General features: G+C 54.9%; 19 protein-coding genes. 5 read left to right on the top strand and 14 right to left on the bottom strand.

What is annotated here, in order from left to right:
• Positions 1 to 70 precede the first annotated feature (70 nt).
• The 7 genes from FHS72_RS04800 to pip form a co-directional block, all read right to left on the bottom strand.
• The gene (locus FHS72_RS04800) at positions 71 to 529 is read right to left on the bottom strand and encodes a hypothetical protein (RefSeq protein WP_183526343.1); all 459 of its coding nucleotides are present in this window, start codon (positions 527 to 529) and stop codon (positions 71 to 73) included.
• 85 nt (positions 530 to 614) lie between these two features.
• A complete protein-coding gene (locus tag FHS72_RS04795; RefSeq protein WP_183526340.1) occupies positions 615 to 1,133 on the bottom strand; it encodes a hypothetical protein in 519 nt (172 codons plus the stop codon).
• 155 nt (positions 1,134 to 1,288) lie between these two features.
• Entirely contained in the window at positions 1,289 to 2,839 is a 1,551-nt protein-coding gene (locus tag FHS72_RS04790) for an ABC transporter substrate-binding protein (protein ID WP_183526337.1), read from the bottom strand.
• 75 nt (positions 2,840 to 2,914) lie between these two features.
• Positions 2,915 to 4,561, bottom strand: a complete 1,647-nt coding sequence (locus FHS72_RS04785; protein ID WP_183526334.1) for an ABC transporter ATP-binding protein — start codon at positions 4,559 to 4,561, stop codon at positions 2,915 to 2,917.
• Positions 4,558 to 5,754, bottom strand: a complete 1,197-nt coding sequence (locus FHS72_RS04780; RefSeq protein WP_183526331.1) for an ABC transporter permease — start codon at positions 5,752 to 5,754, stop codon at positions 4,558 to 4,560. The genes FHS72_RS04785 and FHS72_RS04780 overlap by 4 nt, the downstream gene beginning before the upstream one ends.
• On the bottom strand, positions 5,751 to 6,740 hold the full coding sequence (locus FHS72_RS04775; protein ID WP_183526328.1) for an ABC transporter permease: 990 nt from the start codon (positions 6,738 to 6,740) through the stop codon (positions 5,751 to 5,753). Before FHS72_RS04775 ends, FHS72_RS04780 begins: the two co-directional genes overlap by 4 nt.
• 60 nt (positions 6,741 to 6,800) lie before the next feature.
• Positions 6,801 to 7,790: a prolyl aminopeptidase gene (gene pip / locus FHS72_RS04770; protein WP_183526325.1), complete on the bottom strand. Its 990-nt coding sequence runs from the start codon at positions 7,788 to 7,790 to the stop codon at positions 6,801 to 6,803.
• Positions 7,791 to 7,852: 62 nt separating this feature from the next.
• On the opposite strand from pip, the gene ubiG reads away from it, so the two are divergent.
• Positions 7,853 to 8,602, top strand: coding sequence for a bifunctional 2-polyprenyl-6-hydroxyphenol methylase/3-demethylubiquinol 3-O-methyltransferase UbiG (gene ubiG / locus FHS72_RS04765; protein ID WP_183526322.1), 750 nt, complete (start codon positions 7,853 to 7,855; stop codon positions 8,600 to 8,602).
• A gap of 49 nt (positions 8,603 to 8,651) precedes the next feature.
• Here the strand turns inward: ubiG and FHS72_RS04760 are convergent, their stop codons facing one another.
• The 5 genes from FHS72_RS04760 to FHS72_RS04740 all read right to left on the bottom strand — a co-directional run bounded on the left by FHS72_RS04760 (position 8,652) and on the right by FHS72_RS04740 (position 11,730).
• The gene (locus FHS72_RS04760; RefSeq protein WP_183526319.1) at positions 8,652 to 9,329 is read right to left on the bottom strand and encodes a type 1 glutamine amidotransferase domain-containing protein; all 678 of its coding nucleotides are present in this window, start codon (positions 9,327 to 9,329) and stop codon (positions 8,652 to 8,654) included.
• 123 nt (positions 9,330 to 9,452) lie between these two features.
• Entirely contained in the window at positions 9,453 to 9,896 is a 444-nt protein-coding gene (locus tag FHS72_RS04755; RefSeq protein WP_183526316.1) for a MarR family winged helix-turn-helix transcriptional regulator, read from the bottom strand.
• Complete coding sequence (locus tag FHS72_RS04750) at positions 9,896 to 10,726, bottom strand: carbon-nitrogen hydrolase family protein (protein WP_183526313.1); 831 nt, start codon at positions 10,724 to 10,726, stop codon at positions 9,896 to 9,898. The genes FHS72_RS04755 and FHS72_RS04750 overlap by 1 nt, the downstream gene beginning before the upstream one ends.
• Positions 10,723 to 10,980 (bottom strand): glutaredoxin 3, encoded by a 258-nt coding sequence (gene grxC / locus FHS72_RS04745; RefSeq protein ID WP_183526311.1) that lies wholly within the window; start codon positions 10,978 to 10,980, stop codon positions 10,723 to 10,725. The genes FHS72_RS04750 and grxC overlap by 4 nt, the downstream gene beginning before the upstream one ends.
• 33 nt (positions 10,981 to 11,013) lie before the next feature.
• The gene (locus FHS72_RS04740) at positions 11,014 to 11,730 is read right to left on the bottom strand and encodes a ComF family protein (protein ID WP_183526561.1); all 717 of its coding nucleotides are present in this window, start codon (positions 11,728 to 11,730) and stop codon (positions 11,014 to 11,016) included.
• Between the two features lie 28 nt (positions 11,731 to 11,758).
• Between FHS72_RS04740 and FHS72_RS04735 the strand changes: the two genes are divergently transcribed.
• The 3 genes from FHS72_RS04735 to FHS72_RS04725 all read left to right on the top strand — a co-directional run bounded on the left by FHS72_RS04735 (position 11,759) and on the right by FHS72_RS04725 (position 14,451).
• A complete protein-coding gene (locus FHS72_RS04735; protein WP_183526309.1) occupies positions 11,759 to 12,577 on the top strand; it encodes a methyltransferase domain-containing protein in 819 nt (272 codons plus the stop codon).
• Positions 12,578 to 12,608: 31 nt separating this feature from the next.
• The gene (hemH, locus tag FHS72_RS04730; RefSeq protein WP_183526307.1) at positions 12,609 to 13,679 is read left to right on the top strand and encodes a ferrochelatase; all 1,071 of its coding nucleotides are present in this window, start codon (positions 12,609 to 12,611) and stop codon (positions 13,677 to 13,679) included.
• Positions 13,680 to 13,851: 172 nt separating this feature from the next.
• A complete protein-coding gene (locus tag FHS72_RS04725; RefSeq protein ID WP_183526305.1) occupies positions 13,852 to 14,451 on the top strand; it encodes a DUF6778 family protein in 600 nt (199 codons plus the stop codon).
• Between the two features lie 76 nt (positions 14,452 to 14,527).
• Here FHS72_RS04725 and FHS72_RS04720 read toward each other — a convergent pair whose 3' ends face one another.
• Positions 14,528 to 15,118, bottom strand: coding sequence for a L,D-transpeptidase (locus FHS72_RS04720; RefSeq protein WP_183526303.1), 591 nt, complete (start codon positions 15,116 to 15,118; stop codon positions 14,528 to 14,530).
• Positions 15,119 to 15,293: 175 nt separating this feature from the next.
• Here FHS72_RS04720 and dalA point away from each other — a divergent pair, with 175 nt between their 5' ends.
• On the top strand, positions 15,294 to 15,890 hold the full coding sequence (dalA, locus tag FHS72_RS04715; protein ID WP_183526301.1) for a divisome-associated lipoprotein DalA: 597 nt from the start codon (positions 15,294 to 15,296) through the stop codon (positions 15,888 to 15,890).
• On the opposite strand, the gene FHS72_RS04710 is transcribed toward dalA, so the two are convergent.
• The gene (locus FHS72_RS04710) at positions 15,881 to 16,387 is read right to left on the bottom strand and encodes a L,D-transpeptidase family protein (protein ID WP_183526298.1); all 507 of its coding nucleotides are present in this window, start codon (positions 16,385 to 16,387) and stop codon (positions 15,881 to 15,883) included. The two genes, dalA and FHS72_RS04710, sit on opposite strands and share 10 nt — an antisense overlap.
• Positions 16,388 to 16,461 lie beyond the last annotated feature (74 nt).

Here is a 16,461-nt window from a genome sequence, read left to right as displayed (position 1 = left end):
GGTGGAAGCCGACGCCGCTGTTAGCAAGGGACATAGCCCTTAAAGGCGAGAACTGCAAGGGGGTCTGCATTTACTGCCACCAAACCCGCCGACCCATACGTTTGCGCAGCCAACCTCCGACACTGAAATGATCGCGATTGATCAGCAGGATCAGCGCGACAAACGCCGCAAGCACCGCAAGATCAATGACTTGGTTCCGGTTAATCGGAAAACCGCGCTCGTTCAGGGCAAATGGATCAAAAAACCCATCCCAGCGCCGCGTCACGGTAAAGAAGTGCATTACAGCAAGGCCGGAATAGCTCATCAGCCGCAGCGCACCAATCGCGGTCAACACACATAACGCGATCTGAAACCCAGCCGTGGCGTAAATCTGCGCAAACGAAATCTCAATACCTTCATAGTTGCGCACAAGCCCCTGATATTGTCCGGGCGTGATGATCTTATGGGCGGCCCACAAAAAGATGAACCAAGCCAGCCCGATCCGTAAAATAAACACGGCGGCGGCATCTTTGCGATCGTCAAACGTCATGGAATCCTCGGGGTTGCTTGATCATCGTTAGACCACGACCCGCAGTCAGAGCAATCCACTTAACTGCATCGTGATCAGCGCGCGGTCACAACCCAAGCATCGCGTGCAGTTCCATCATCGCGTCATTCGACAACGCCACCTTGTCACACAGGTTTTCAAGCGCGGCCTGCGCTACGATCTGCGCGGCCTCTGCACCTTGCTGCAATGCGTTATACGCGTTGGCCGCATCATCCTTGCGTGCGTGGAATTGGCGTCGCGTCAGGCCTACTTGCGATGCGGTCATCGCGGCCAAGTCTTCGAAATGTTCTAGCGCCATGTTCTGGGCCGCAACCGCACTTTCAAGCACACGTCGCGCTTGCTGATAGGCGTATAACTTGCCTTCTAAGCTATCAGGTGCAGCATTCGCGAGGTTTGCTTCGCTGGCATCCACATCTTCGATCCCCGCCATGGTTTCCGCCAAAGTCGCCCGAGACAGCCTATTCAGATCACCTCCATAGGCAGAGGTTGGCGCGATCAGCAGTGCAAAGCAAACGGCAGAAATTCCAATAATTTGGGCAGGCAATGCAGTAAACCCAGCATGGCCTGAACTATTTAGAAATCTCATGCGACAAAACCCGTTCGTTTCTCAATGGTTCGGTTCTTGCATAGCGATTTGGCAGGATTATGGCGACAACACACCCCTTAAGTTGTGCAAATCATCCCCCAAAAAAACGCCCCACCGTTTCCGGCAGGGCGTTTCTATCATAATAATAAGGTCGTTTAGACTTCTGACCAGCGCTCTGCCATGCGAGCGTTATCCATCTGCCACAAGTTCCCAACAGTATCAGGAGTCGCGATACGGTTGTTTACAGCCTGCACATAGTTGGCAAACATCGGAACGATAACACCGCCATCGTCACGCAGGATTTGCTGCATCTCATAGTACTGGCTGCGACGTGCATCCGTGTCCAACTCGCCACGCGCAGTGACAAGCAACTCTTGGAAACGAGCGCTGTCTTTGTCGTCCCACTGGCTGTCGTTCCACGGCACACCAGTCTCGTAAGCGCTAGAGAACATCCAGTCCTCAGTCGCACGACCAGACCAATACACAGCCGAGAACGACTTTTTCAGCCAGACGTTGGACCAGTACCCATCAGCAGGCTCTTGGATCACGTTCAAGTTAATCCCAGCAGCACCAGCAGACGCTTGATACAATTGCGCCGCATCAACAGCGCCTTCAAACGCCGCGTCAGACGCCGAAATGTCGATGTTCAAGCTGTCGAGACCCGCTTCCTTCAAATAGAAGGCGGCCTTGTCTGGATCATAAGCAAGCTGTTCCATCTCGGTGTTGTAGTACTGGTTTGCAGGACCGATTGGCGTGTCGTTCGCAACAGCACCGTGGCCTTGCAGGATTTTGTCGACCATTTCCTGACGGTTAATGCCGTACTTCAACGCGCGACGCACGTTCACGTCGTTCAATGGCGCGTTATCAGTCAGCATCGCAAAGGTGTAATGCTGGTTGCCGGTGACTTCTTGAATACGAACCTGTGGGTTCGCGTTCAGCAGACCTTCGGTCTTGAAATCGATCCGGTTAATCGCATCAACCTGACCCGTCATAAGCGCGTTCATCCGCGCTGTGTTGTCGTTGATCGCAATATATTCGATCTCGTCAAAGAAGCCCGCAGCGTCACCTTTATAGTGATCATCAACGCGCTTACCGACAAAGCGAACACCTGGATCAAAGCTAACAACGCTATAAAGACCCGTACCGATACCGTTCTGAATGGCTTCTTCGATCTGGCCCGCTGGGAACATCAGGATGTGATAGTCGGACATCAGATATGGGAAATCGGCGTTAGCGGCGCTCAGTGTCATCGTGACCTGATAATCGCCCGTCTTTTCCATCTTCGCGATATTTTCAACAATCGGCTTTGCTGCTGACTTGGATTCTTCGCCAAGGTGCATCTGCAACGATTCAAGCACATCTTCAGGACCAAACGACTTGCCGTTGTGGAATGTCACGCCCTGACGCAGGTTGAACACCCACGTGATCGCGTCATCGGATTCCCAGCTTTCAGCCAATTCGCCCTTCAGGCTACCGTCGGCGGCAACTTCGGTCAGCGCATCAAAAACTGCGCCGTTGGCAGAGGCAATCATGAACAAGTCAGAATGCGTACGGCTGTCCCAGCTATCAGATGTATTCGCGCCGTTCAGACCGGCAGTCAGTTTACCGCCTCGTGTCTGCGCACGCAGCGGCATACCCGTCAGGCCCAGAACACCAGCAGCAGCGCCGGTTTTCAAAAGACTTCGTCTGCTAATTCCATGCAACATGTTTCAATTCTCCCTAGTTTTGATTTCGGACGTTTAGCGTCCAATTATGTCGTCCGTATAAACGGATGATTCGTTTTACATATTATCAACGGCAGCATCGCCGATGTTATCGACGCCACGTTCTGCCAGCAAATTCGTTAACCAATCGGGGTCCATTTCTGGCACCGATGACAGTAGCAAATCGGTATAAGGGTGATGCGGCGGCTTGAACATTTCGCGCTTCGGCCCTTGTTCGACCACACGCCCCTCTTTCATCACAACCACTTCGTCAGCAATTGCGCGCACGGTCGCAAGGTCGTGGGTGATGAACATATAAGACAGAGACAATTCATCCTGCAACCGCGCCAATAGCCGCAGGATACCTTCTGCAACCAGCTGATCCAACGCCGATGTCACTTCGTCGCAGATGATAAACTTCGGTTCCGCAGCCAAGGCACGCGCAATCCCGATCCGCTGTTTTTGACCACCCGACAACTCGGACGGCAACCGTTTGTAATATTCATCCGCAGGCAGCTCAATCTGATCCATCAGTGAATCAACGCGCTTGCGCAGCGCCTTACCCGTCAGTCCCGAATAAAACTGCACGGGCCGCGCGATGATATTGCCAACAGTCACCCGTGGGTTCAACGCCGTATCGGCCATCTGATAAATCATCTGCACTTGGCGCAACTGATCCTTGGTGCGGCGTTTATAACTCGGCGGCATCACCTCGCCATCAAACAAGATCTCGCCCGCAGACGGTGGCAATAGCCCCGTAATACACCGCGCCGTTGTCGATTTACCGGACCCGGATTCACCCACAACCGCCACAGTGCGGCCTTCGTGCATGTCAAAACTCACGTCATGCAACACCGGCACTTTACCATATGCCGCATCAACGGACCTGACAGAAACCACAGGCACGGCGCTTGCGATCACAGGCGATTTCAACGGACGTTCAAAACTACGCACAGCCCAAAGCGACTTCGTGTATTCCTGCGTCGGTGCGGTAAGCATCGTGCGGGTGTCAGCGGTTTCAACCTCGTCACCCTTAAGCAGCACCTTAATCCGGTCCGCCATCTGCGCGACAACTGCCAAATCATGCGTGATGTAGATCGCGGCAGTGTCAAATTCCTGAACAATCTCGCGGATCGCGGCCAACACTTCGATCTGTGTCGTCACATCCAGCGCCGTTGTCGGCTCGTCGAAAATGATCAAGTCGGGACGACAGGCCATCGCCATCGCCGTCATCGCACGCTGCAATTGACCACCAGAGACCTGATGCGGATACCGGAAACCAATCTCGTCAGGGTTCGGCAAACGCAGCTTGCGATACAGTTCCATGCCGTCGGCTTCGGATTCTTCCTTGGTCATCACACCATGCTGGGTCGGGCCCTCGACGTGCTGGTCGATGATTTTATGCGCAGGGTTAAAGCTGGCAGCAGCAGATTGCGCGACATAAGCGATCCGCTTGCCTAGCAAATCGCGTTTTACAGCAGCCGAGGCGTTCAGCAGATCGATCCCGTCGAATTCAACCGACCCCTTAAAGACGCGCACGCCGTCACGACAAAAGCCCATCGCAGCCAGACCCAGCGTGGATTTTCCGGCACCGGATTCACCGATCAGCCCCAAAACCTCACCTTTTTTCAGGTTCAGATCGACGCCATTGATAATCGGGTTCCACGTCTCGTCACTGCGGCCCTCAAGCCAGAGATCGCGGATTTTGACCAGTTGATCGCTCATTCCTTCAACCCCGATGATTTGTGCAGCATCCAATCGACGACAAAGTTCACAGCGACGGTCAGCAAAGCAATCGCGCCCGCTGCCAACAACGGCGTGACCGACGCTTGCGGTGCGAATTGGGCGTAGCTGATGAAACCCGCCAAGTCGCGGACCATCGTGCCCCAGTCAGCCAAAGGCGGCTGGATACCGACACCCAAGAACGACAGCGCGGCAATCATCAGGAATACAAAGCAGAAGCGCAGACCAAATTCGGCCAACAACGGTGCAGTCGCGTTCGGCAGGATTTCCTTAAACACAAGATACCCCATACCTTCGCCGCGCAGTTTTGCCGCTTCGATATAATCCATCACCACGATGTTTTGTCCAACGGCACGCGCCAGACGGAACACGCGGGTACTGTCGATCAACGCGATAATCAGCACCATAAACACAGTCAGCGGAATACCCAACGTCGCGGACCACACACTTGCAATCGTCATCAGCAAAAGTGCGAAAATCAACGACGGGATCGCCATCAACACGTCCACCAGACGGGACAGCAACTGATCCAACCAACCGCCAAAAACAGCGGCAAGGAACCCAAGCGTGCCACCCAACAAGAACGCCAACATAGTTGTGACAAACGCGATGCCAACGGTGTTTTGTGCACCGTAAATCAAACGGCTCAGAATATCGCGACCGATCTGATCTGTGCCCAGCGGATACGCAGGATCACCGCCCAGCGCAGTATTACCGCCAGCGGTTACGTTCGCCGCAGCCCCTTGGATGATCTCGTCCTGCCCATAAGGCGCAATCCACTGCGCAAAAACAGCCACGACGATGTAAATTATAATCACCAACACACCAAAAGCAGCCGTCAAAGGCATCGACCGGAACATCTTTTTCGACCATTCCGTACCGATGGTCTTGCCTGCCAATTTGAACAGCCAAGCAGCCACAGCGAAGATCACAAAACCTTCGATCGCGGCCTTCAGGAAAAAGAACTTGTTCGCGACCAACGGATCATCAGACCGCGCTTGCACATAACCCCACGCGAGCCATGCAATGAGCGCCACCGCAAGAACGTAACCAAACGCGACACCATAGGTCATATCGCGAAACTTGGGCGCGTTACCGGTCACTTTTTGACCAGCGAACCGCATCACCCACGCAGCAACAGCAATGACAGCAAGATAGATAATCAAATTAATCATTTCGGATGCCTCAGACGCGGATTGCTCAGGATCGACATGATGTCCGCCGTGAGGTTCAACAGGATATAAGCCGCCGCAAAGATCAGGCAGCAAGCTTGGACGACAGGAATATCGCGGATTTTCACACTATCCACGAACAACTGACCGATGCCCGGATAGACAAACACCACCTCGACCACGACCACACCTGTGATCAGATAGGCAAGGTTCAGCGCCACCACGTTAATGATTGGGGCCAATGCGTTCGGCAGGGCGTGCTTCACAATCACCCGCATCGGGGACATGCCCTTAAGCCGCGCCATTTCGATATAGGGGCTGGCCAGCAAGTTGATAATCGAGGCCCGCGTCATCCGCATCATATGCGCGGTCACAACCAGCGTCAGGGTCAGCGCAGGCAGCATCGTCTTTTCAAGACGGTCACTTAAGGCCATGCCATCATAGATATTGGACAGCGACGGAAAGATCGGATTGATCACGGCCAGCACGAGGATCAGCACATAGGCCATGAAAAACTCTGGCGATGATATCGAACTGAGCGTTGCGATGTTCGCGACCCGATCAAAGATTGTATTGCGATACAGCGCGGCCAAAACACCCAATGTCACGGCAATCGGAACCGCGATCACGGCGGTCACACCCGCAAGGAACATCGTGTTGCCCAAGCGCGGCAAAATCTGATCCAGCACAGTGACGGTATTCGCGCCACCCATGTTGGTGGCAAAGTTCAGCTGTGCGAAACTTGATCCCAGATCACCGGTCAGCATGCCGCCAAGCCAAGTGAGGTATCGCGCGACCATCGGCTGATCGAGCCCTAGATCCCTGCGGATCGTGTTAACGGCTTCTTCTGTTGCCCCTTGGCCTAGGATCAATTGGGCGAAATCACCGGGAAGCAAGTTCACCGCAACAAAGATCACAACAGAGACGATCAGAAGTGTGAGAACGCCCAGCGCAAGGCGTTGCAGTATAATGGTTAGGACATTGCCCAAAATAAAAGGTACTCCCTGAGGATTAATAACAAGTTAGCGCCATCTACGTATCTGTAAACCCTACAGATTCAGAAAGTCGCGTTTGTCCGCGAACATATCCATGGTCTGGACCAACTCGCGACTGATCCCCGGTTCGGACAAAGCGTGTCCCGCTTTACCCACCATGACCAATCGCCCCTTGGGCCATTTCGACGCCAGAGTGTACGCAGAAATCGGCGGACAGATCATATCGTAACGGCCCTGAACGATGACGCCCGGAATGTCCGCAATCCGGTCCATGCGGTTCAAAATCTGCTGATCTTCAGACAAAAATCCGGCATTTACAAAGTAGTGGTTCTCAAGCCGCGCAAAGGCACGCGCATAGCTCGCAGGGCTGTCGCCCGTTGATCCATTCGATTCAATCGAAGCCAGCGCATTTTCCCATCCAGCCCACGCACGGCCAAAGCGGGATTCCATCGCGACGTCACCCGAAAACAAGCGGCGGTGATACGCCGCGATCAAATCGTTATGCTCGGACTGCGGGATCATATCAGCGAATTTTGCCCATAGATCAGGCCAGAATTTCCCGGCCCCGCCACCATAGAACCAGTCCAACTCTGGCTGTGTCATTAAAAACACGCCGCGCAACACAAGTGCCGCAGTGCTTTCAGGATGGCTTTGCCCATAAATCAACGACAGGGTCGCGCCCCAGCTGCCCCCAAAGACGACCCAGCGATCAACACCAATCGCCTCGCGGATCATCTCGATGTCGGACACCAGATGCCATGTCGTGTTGTTTTCAACGCTTGCATGGGGTCGTGACCGCCCGCAACCGCGCTGATCAAATAGCACGATGCGGTAAACGCTTGGGTCGAAATAACGTCGCATCGCAGGGCTACAGCCACCACCCGGTCCGCCATGCAGCACCACAACGGGAATCCCATCAGGGTTCCCGCATTGCTCTACATAAATTGAATGCCCGTCACCCGTGTCCAGCATACGCTGATCAAACGGGTCTATTGGGGGATACAGATGCGCACCTGTGCGCTTTTGACCTACGACCTTGTCCATAATCGTCCTATATAGCGCATTGAGACGGGAAACCATGACCCGACAGCGAATTGGATGATGAAATGATTGATGCCGCAACAAACACAGTAGATCCCGCAGAAATTGCGAAATTCGAGGCAATGGCCGCCGAATGGTGGGATCTTGAGGGCAAATTCAAACCGCTGCACATGCTGAACCCCTGCCGCTTGGACTACATCACCAGCCAAATCGCCGCGGAATTCGGGCGCGACCTGAACGGTCCTGCGCCGTTCGACGGTCTGCGTATCCTCGATATCGGTTGCGGTGGCGGGTTGCTATGCGAACCGATGGCGCGGCTTGGGGCGACGATTGTGGGTGTTGATGCGGCAGCAGGGAATATCCCAGTGGCGGAAGTCCACGCGCAGCAATCCGGCCTGACCATCGACTACCGCCACAACACGGCCGAGGCGATGGCCGCAGACGGTGAACAATTCGACGTCGTGCTGAACATGGAAGTGGTGGAACACGTCGCCGACCCTCTTGGGTTCCTGACCGCATGTCGCCAGCTTTTGAAACCCGCTGGCTTGCACATCTGCTCAACCATCAACCGCAATCCCAAAAGCTTTATGATGGCGATTGTCGGGGCTGAACATGTGATGCGCTGGCTGCCCAAAGGCACACATGAGTTCAGCAAATTCATCACGCCGGACGAATTGTTCGACCTGCTACGCAATGCGGGTCTCGACCCCGTTGACCGCAAAGGGTTCCAGTTTAATCCAATCATGTGGAACTGGCGAATTTCTGACCGCGATCTATCGGTGAATTACGTCACAGCCGCGATCAAACCGGAATAGAAAAAGGGCGGGCCAAACGACCCGCCCCATACTTGCTACTGCACAATGCTTATTTCAGCAGCGCCAACAACTGCTCTGCTGCGGCCTCTGACGAGGCTGGGTTCTGGCCCGTGACCAGTTTCCCGTCAGTGATCGCAAAAGACGCCCAATCATCGGACTTCTCATACAGACCGCCGTTTGCTTTCAGCATGTCCTCGACCAAGAACGGTACAACGTCCGTCAGTTGAACAGCATCTTCTTCGGTGTTGGTGAAACCAGTGACGCGCTTGCCGTCCACGAGCGGTTTGCCGTTAGCGCCTTTGGTGTGTTTGAACACAGCCGGGGCGTGGCATACAGCACCAACCGGACGGTCGCTGGCCGCAAATGCCTCGATCAAACGAATGCTGTCCGCGTCTTCGGCCAGATCCCACAATGGACCGTGCCCACCTGGGAAAAAGACCGCGTCGAAACCTGCGTCTTGCACGCCAGACAGAACAGCCGTGTCAGCCAGATCAGCCTGCGCATCCTCGTCAGCCTTAAAGCGTTTCGTCGCCTCGGTCTGTGAATCCTCTGCGTCACTTTTCGGATCAATCGGCGGCTGACCACCTTTTGGGGATGCCAGAACAACCTGCGCACCAGCATCTTTCAGCGTGTAATAAGGGGCGGCAAATTCTTCCAACCAAAATCCGGTCTTCTCGCCTGTATCACCAAGTTGATCGTGTGATGTCAAAACCATAAGAATCTTCATGGGCGTGGTCCTTCCAGTGTCATGAACTCGGGTCTGTAACGCGCCTGCAGGCAAAGCGTTCCCGTCACCTTGCGTCACCATCAAGTTGGCGTGATCCTATTGAATGCGGCCCGCGACAGCAGGTTAATCCGCGTCCGCCAAACGCTGCCGCAATTCACGCAAAACAGGCAACGCACCACGGACACGCATGGGACCGATGTCTTTAACAATCTGGGCAATCATCGGGGAAATCGCTTGGATCGCAGCATTCCGCGCCGACACACCCGCAGGCGAAATCGCAACCATCTTGCGCCGCGCATCATCCCAATCAGGGCGAATATGCACCCATCCGGCCCATTCAAGTTTACCAAGCGTGTTTGTCATCGCACCGCGCGTCAAATGAAACGTCCGCGCCAGTTCGCCGGGGGATCGTTCAACGCCACTATGGGCAAGGTGATTAAGGACGGAAAAGTGGGACAGCTCCATGCCGCGCGGCAGAACCTTTGTGACACTCGCGCGGGTTAGCTGATCAACTGCCAAGATCTCGCTGAATAACGTCGCAGCCAGATCATTGGATTCATCGGTCATCAGGGTCCTGCGAAATCTCTGTCGTGTGTCAGCGCGGGGATGCGCTTGCGCGCATGTGACACTTCTGCGACATCAATATCAACCATTACCAAGGTCGGGTCAGTGCCGCCGTCCGCCAAAACCTCGCCCCATGGACTAACAACCAATGAATGGCCGTAAGTCGTGCGCGGCCGCGCGGCGGTCTCGTCGTATGTTCCGGTTTGGGCAGCTGCGAAGACATAACACCCTGTTTCTATGGCTCTTGCGCGCAATAAAGTTTCCCAATGGGCTGCCCCCGTCACAGGCGAAAACGCGGCAGGCACCAGTAAAATATCAGCACCAGCCTGCGCCAACTGGCGGTACAAATAAGCAAAGCGGACATCGTAACAAACCGACATTCCGACCCCACCAAACGGCGTTTTCACCAATGTCGCGTGATCGCCGGGGCGATAGCCCTTCGATTCGCGGTACGTTTCGGCCTCTGAAACCGTCACATCGAACATATGGATTTTGTCGTAGCGTCCGGCAATCGACCCGTCAGGGGCAATCATAAACGACCGATTGGCAAACCGACCATCCGCGTCGCCTGTTTTCAGCGCAAGCGATCCAATCGACAGCCAGACGCCCAGCGCCTTTGCCTCGGCACGCAACGCAGCCAGCGTATCGTCGTCATCTTCAAGCTGTAGAACCGCGTCCTGTTGGGCGCGCTTCCACGTCAAACAATTCGTTACTTCAGGCGTCAGGGCAAACTCAGCGCCCTGTGAGGCCGCATCGCGCATCATGCCCAGAACCGTTTCCAAGTTTTCGGCAGGATCATCGCCCGACGTGATCTGAAGTAACGCTATCTTCATGCTTTCAACAACGCATCCAGTTTGCCACGCGCATTCAACGCGTTCAGATCATCATACCCACCGATGTGTTTACCATCGATAAAGATCTGCGGCACAGTTGATCCGCCCTTCGCGCGTTGGATCATCTCGGCGCGCTTTGCAGGTTGCGCGAGAATGTTGATGGTGGCGTAGCTTGCTTTTTTGCTGTCCAGCATACGGGCCGCCGCGTGGCAAAATCCGCAAGTTGGTTTCATATACATTTCAATCGTCGCCATCGGGCATGTCCTTTTATCTGGGTCGCGGCTTACTTAGGTATCCTTGACCACCCGCGCCAGAGTAACAATAGACACATTTGCGGCACCGGCCATCCGTGCTGCTTCTGCCGCAGCGGCCAATGTCGCGCCAGACGTCATCACATCATCGACGATCAAAACGGACTTGTCGCGTAGGGCAGCACTGCGTTTCGGATGCGGTTGGATTTTACCGCTCAACATATCAAACCGCGCCGCGCGTCCTACGCCATCCAGCGGCTTCGTGCGCTCTAACCGCACCAGCGCGTCCACAAAAACCGGACGTTTCAAGTGTTTTCCTAGGTCCACCGCCAATGCAGCCGCTTGATTATATCGCCGCTTGACCAATCGCGACCAATGCAACGGTACAGGCACAATCACCGTATTTTCCTTGACCAACGCGGCCGCACGCACCGCCATCCACCCTGCCGCGGGCCATGTCAGATCCAACCGATCCCCGTGTTTCAACCCCAGAACCAGACGCCGCCCGATCCCTTTGTATTCCAATGCAGCCCGCCCCTGATCCCACGGTCGGGCTATCGTCATGCACTCATCGCACTGCACACGTTCCCCCTCATCCGTACCCATCTGCAGCGCACCGCAGGTGTCACAAACCAACCCGCTGATGAACGCCGTTTGCGCCCAGCAAGGACCGCATAAACCATGTTCCGCCTCGGTCAGCGTTTCACACGCGACACATTGAGGCGGGTAAATTGCACGAACGACACTTTGCATTAAGCTCTGCACGCTCTAAATCCCCCTTATGGATACGCCACCGAATATAACCGACCGCACCGCCCTGACCCGAAATCGCAATCGGGCAGAGCCTGATGCCTTGTTCTTGCATGACGTCGTTGCCGACGAATTTCAGGAAAGACTCAACGAGGTTAACAGAACGTTTACGAACATCGCGATTGTGACCGGTTTTCCCGATTTTTGGGCGGCGAAGTACCCAGATGCCACAATCGTCAGCGACGAGGACACGCTCGCGCTAGATGTCGAAGCCTTTGATCTGGTGCTGCACACGCTCGCGTTGCACTGGGCGAACGATCCCGTCGGGCAGCTTGTCCAATGTCGCCGTGCGCTGAAACCTGACGGCTTGTTTCTCGCCGCCTGCTTTGGTGGGCAGACGCTAAACGAGTTGCGCACTGCGCTGGCCGAAGCAGAGATCATCGTCAGCGGCGGCTTGTCCCCGCGTATCGCTCCAATGGGTGAAATTCGTGACCTTGGTGGCTTGCTGCAACGCGCTGGCTTTGCCCTACCCGTTGCCGACGGTATCCCGCTAAACGTCAGCTACGCCAACGCATTCCACCTGATGCACGACCTGCGCAAAATGGGCGAAACCAATGCCCTGACCGACCGCATCAAAACCCCAACGCCACGCAATGTTATGACCGAAGCCGCGACCATCTACGCCGATAACTTCCCCGCCGAAGACGGTGTGCGGATCACGGCAACCTTTGAAATCATCACGCTCACCGGATGGGCGCCCGCCGAGAACCAACAAAAACCGTTGCGCCCCGGCAGTGCGACAACCCGCCTCGCCGATGCCCTCGGCACTGACGAGACCCCGCTGAAATAGCTAAATTAGCCAAATGAACCGGACGAAACACATGAATGACACGCCCTCAGAACGCCCCGCCACTTGCCCGGTTCACGCAAAAGCCGACCACCCCGCAGTGAAACCTGCGCGGGTTGGTGTGCTACTTGCCAACCTCGGCACGCCGGACAGCACGGATTACTGGTCGATGCGCCGCTATCTCAGCGAATTTCTGTCCGACAAGCGCGTCGTCGATCTGCCCTCGTGGAAATGGCAACCGATCCTGCAACTGATCATCCTGTCGAAACGGCCCTTTTCATCCGGTGCGGCCTATAAGTCGATCTGGAACGAAGAAGCCAACGAAAGCCCGCTTCTCACCATCACCAAAAAACAGACAGCGGCGATCAAAGCAAAGCTAGCGGCAGAATACGGCGACGACGTGCGCGTCGATTTTTGCATGCGCTACGGCAACCCCACAACCAAATCCAAAGTGCAGGAAATGGTCGACGCGGGCTGCACTAAAATCCTGTTTTTCCCACTCTACCCGCATTATGCTGGCGCCACGTCAGCCACAGCCAACGACTCGTTCTTTCAGGCGTTGATGAAACAGCCATGGCAACCAACCGCCCGCGTCGTTGATCCCTATTTCGAAGACCCCGCCTACATCGACGCCTTGGCCAAATCCATCGAAACAGCCTACGCAAAGGCCGAGAAAAAGCCCGAAGTTCTCGTGTGTTCCTACCACGGCATGCCGGAACGCTACCTGACCGAAGGCGATCCGTACCACTGCCAGTGCCAGAAAACGACGCGCCTGCTGAAAGAACGGCTCGGCTGGGATGACACCCAAATCCGCACAACATTCCAATCCGTCTTTGGCCGTGAAGAATGGCTGAAACCTTACACCGTTAAAGAAGTCCCGAAAATGGCGTCCGAGGAAGGCATTAAAAACATCGCCGTCTGCGCCCCCGCTTTTTCCGCTGACTGCATCGAGACGCTGGAAGAAATCAACGAAGAGATCAAAGAAGCCTTTGAGCATGCAGGCGGCGAAGACTTTACCTACGTGCCCTGCCTGAACGACGATCCTGCGCACATCAACGCACTGACTGGCATCATCAACCGCAACCTGCGCGGCTGGTTACGGTAATAAAAACAACGGCTAAGGTTTCCTAGCAGACCTGAGCCGGACACCTCTATGTCGATGCCCCCAAAAGACATTCATGACATATTTCATAGGATTGTCCCCACATGAGGGTCTAATTTCCGACAAACTTGAACGATATCCCATCAAGAGCAAAACCTTTCTGATGGATACTACCATGAAAAATACAATTTTAACGATGTGCCTTGTTATGCTCGCAGGATGTTCCGGTAGCTGGGTCACTGATTATGGCACCGGCATTGAAGCCTCTGTTTCACAGGGCTGGAACGTCACCGAAGTAACTGTAGCCGTTCCGTCTAATTTGACGACAACCGAAGCAAACAGCTACGCACCAAACGCAGATATCGTATGGCACGAAGACCCTGCTGGCGACCGCAGACAGCAAGTCGCAGCAATCTTGCAAAACGGCATCGCGACAGGCGCGAAAACATTGCGTGGTAACCGTCGTGTTCAGTTGAACGTCACTTTGGAAGAATTCCATGCCGTGACACCAGTCACGCGCGCGCGTGCGCCTTCTGCCGTGCATAACATCAGCTACGTCATCCAAGTGGTCGATGCCCGCTCTGGCGAACCACTGACAGAACCACAGCTTATTCGTGCCGACTTGGAAGCCTACGTTGGCGGAGAAGCATTCGAAGCAGTCGCACGAGGCGAGACCCAAAAAGTAAGGATCACACGTCACCTTGCAGCCGTCACCGCTGGTTGGTTGGGCATAGGTCCAGACCCTAGCCGCAAGTTCTCTTCCGTAGGTCGCTAAACGCCTACACGTTCAGAATACAAAAAAGCCCCGCCAGATTTGGCGGGGCTTTTTTCGTTAGACTGTTGTGACGGTGCTAGATCAACATGACCTGCGCACCATTCCCGACAAGCGCGTAGAGCTCTTGAATGTGCTCGTTATACAGACCGATGCAGCCGTTCGATGACCGGCGACCAATCTTGCGTGTGTCATGCGTGCCGTGGATACGGTAATACTGCCAGCTGAGATACAAAGCGTGCGTTCCCAATGGGTTATCCGGTCCAGGTCCGATCGTGGCGGGCCATTCAGGATTGCGTTCGCGCATCGACGGCGTCGGCGACCATGATGGGCCTTCGACCTTGCGGATCACTTCGGTTTTACCGCGACGTGTCAGGTCTTCGGATAATGGAACCGATGTCGGGTACAGTTTGTAGATGCTTTGATCTTGCGACCAGTAATGCAAAACGCGGCTCTCAAGGTCGCACAAGATCGCGCCACCAACCAACGTGTCAAAATACGGACGCCAATCTAGCGACCGGAATGATGCGGTGTTGCGGCTTACGCCGCGACCGATATTTGCTTCGAGTTCGGTGGAATTATTCGTCTGGCCAATAGCAGCCGTGCCAACCGTGGCAGCAGTCGCAGCCATAAAGCCGCGGCGTGAAAGGGACTTGAAGTCGGACGTCATGGTCTCGCGCTCCGTGAAATACCAAAAATGACTGACCCAGATTTAATCGCCTTGCTGAAATCGCGCAATCAAACCTGCGTCACAGCCGTGTTATATTAGCAAACTGTTGCCGAACGGTGTTTGAAGTGTGCAAGGAATCCAGCTAGGATGAGGCATTATAAAGGTGAGTAAACCCATGTTTCGACGCGAAATCATCCTTGGACTGACCGCATTCGGTTTGGCCGCTTGTTCTAGCCGCACACCCGTTGCGCGAATAGGGCCCGACGGCCTGCCTTTGCCGACCGTTTACCAAATCGGGGCGAACGACGTCGATGCAATCCAGTTCCGTATGGAAGAAAGCATCAATGCGCTGCGTCAGGCTGCGGGCGTCACACCTGTGGCACTTGATTCGAACCTGATCGCTGCGGCAGCAACACACGCCCGCGACATGTCGGTGCAAAACCGTCCGTGGTTGTTTGGGTCTGACGGATCATCACCACTGGACCGCGCGCGTCGCGCAGGTTTCACAGGTCAGTTGTTGGGTGAAATCATCTCTGAATCCTATGAGACAGAGCTCGAAACCCTCGCCGCATGGTCCCAAGACCGCGATAGCCGCGAAGTGCTGCTCGACCCATCTGCACGCCGCATCGGCTTTGCTTGGTATCAAGAACCGGCTGGCAAACTGTGGTGGACACTGAACGTCGGCTCCGCACCGGGTTCACTGTCAGCACCATCACCAGTTGATATCCGCCCGCTCGGGTCTCCCGTCGCAGGCAGCACGTTTCAAGGATAAATGTAGATCGGCGTACCGTTACGCACCATCGCGTACATCTCTTCGATCTCATCATTCGTCACGGCAATACAGCCCCAAGTCCAATCCTTTTCGTTGGAAAACGGATTTGGGGTGCCGTGAATAAAGATGTCACCACCAGGGCTTAGCCCGTGTGACCGCGCAAAGTTCAAGTCATTGATATTCGGGTAGGAAATACCCAACGACAGATGAAATCTGCTGTTCGGATTGCGACGGTCGATCAGATACGCGCCTTCTGGCGTGCGTCCGTCACCTTCGAATTGTTTGTGTTTGGTCGGCTCAAAGCCCAACTCAAAGTTGTAGTCCTTCAACAGCCGTTCGCCGTTCAAAAGCTGCAACTTCCGCTTGCCTTTAAATGCCTGAATCCGCGTGACTGGCGGTCCGTCATACGTCCGGAATCGATCCGGTGTCGCTGTCGAACATCCTGCCAGTGCCGCAGCACCCATACCTGTTACTACTGTTCGTCTCGATATTTTCATCTGCCCACCGCCGGTCTATGCCGCTTTATTCGGATATTACTCTTTAACTTTGATCTACTATAAGGCTCAGCGTC

It is taken from the genome of Yoonia ponticola (genome assembly GCF_014199395.1).
GTDB classification, from domain to species: domain Bacteria; phylum Pseudomonadota; class Alphaproteobacteria; order Rhodobacterales; family Rhodobacteraceae; genus Yoonia; species Yoonia ponticola.
This window is presented reverse-complemented; position numbering and strand designations above follow the sequence as displayed.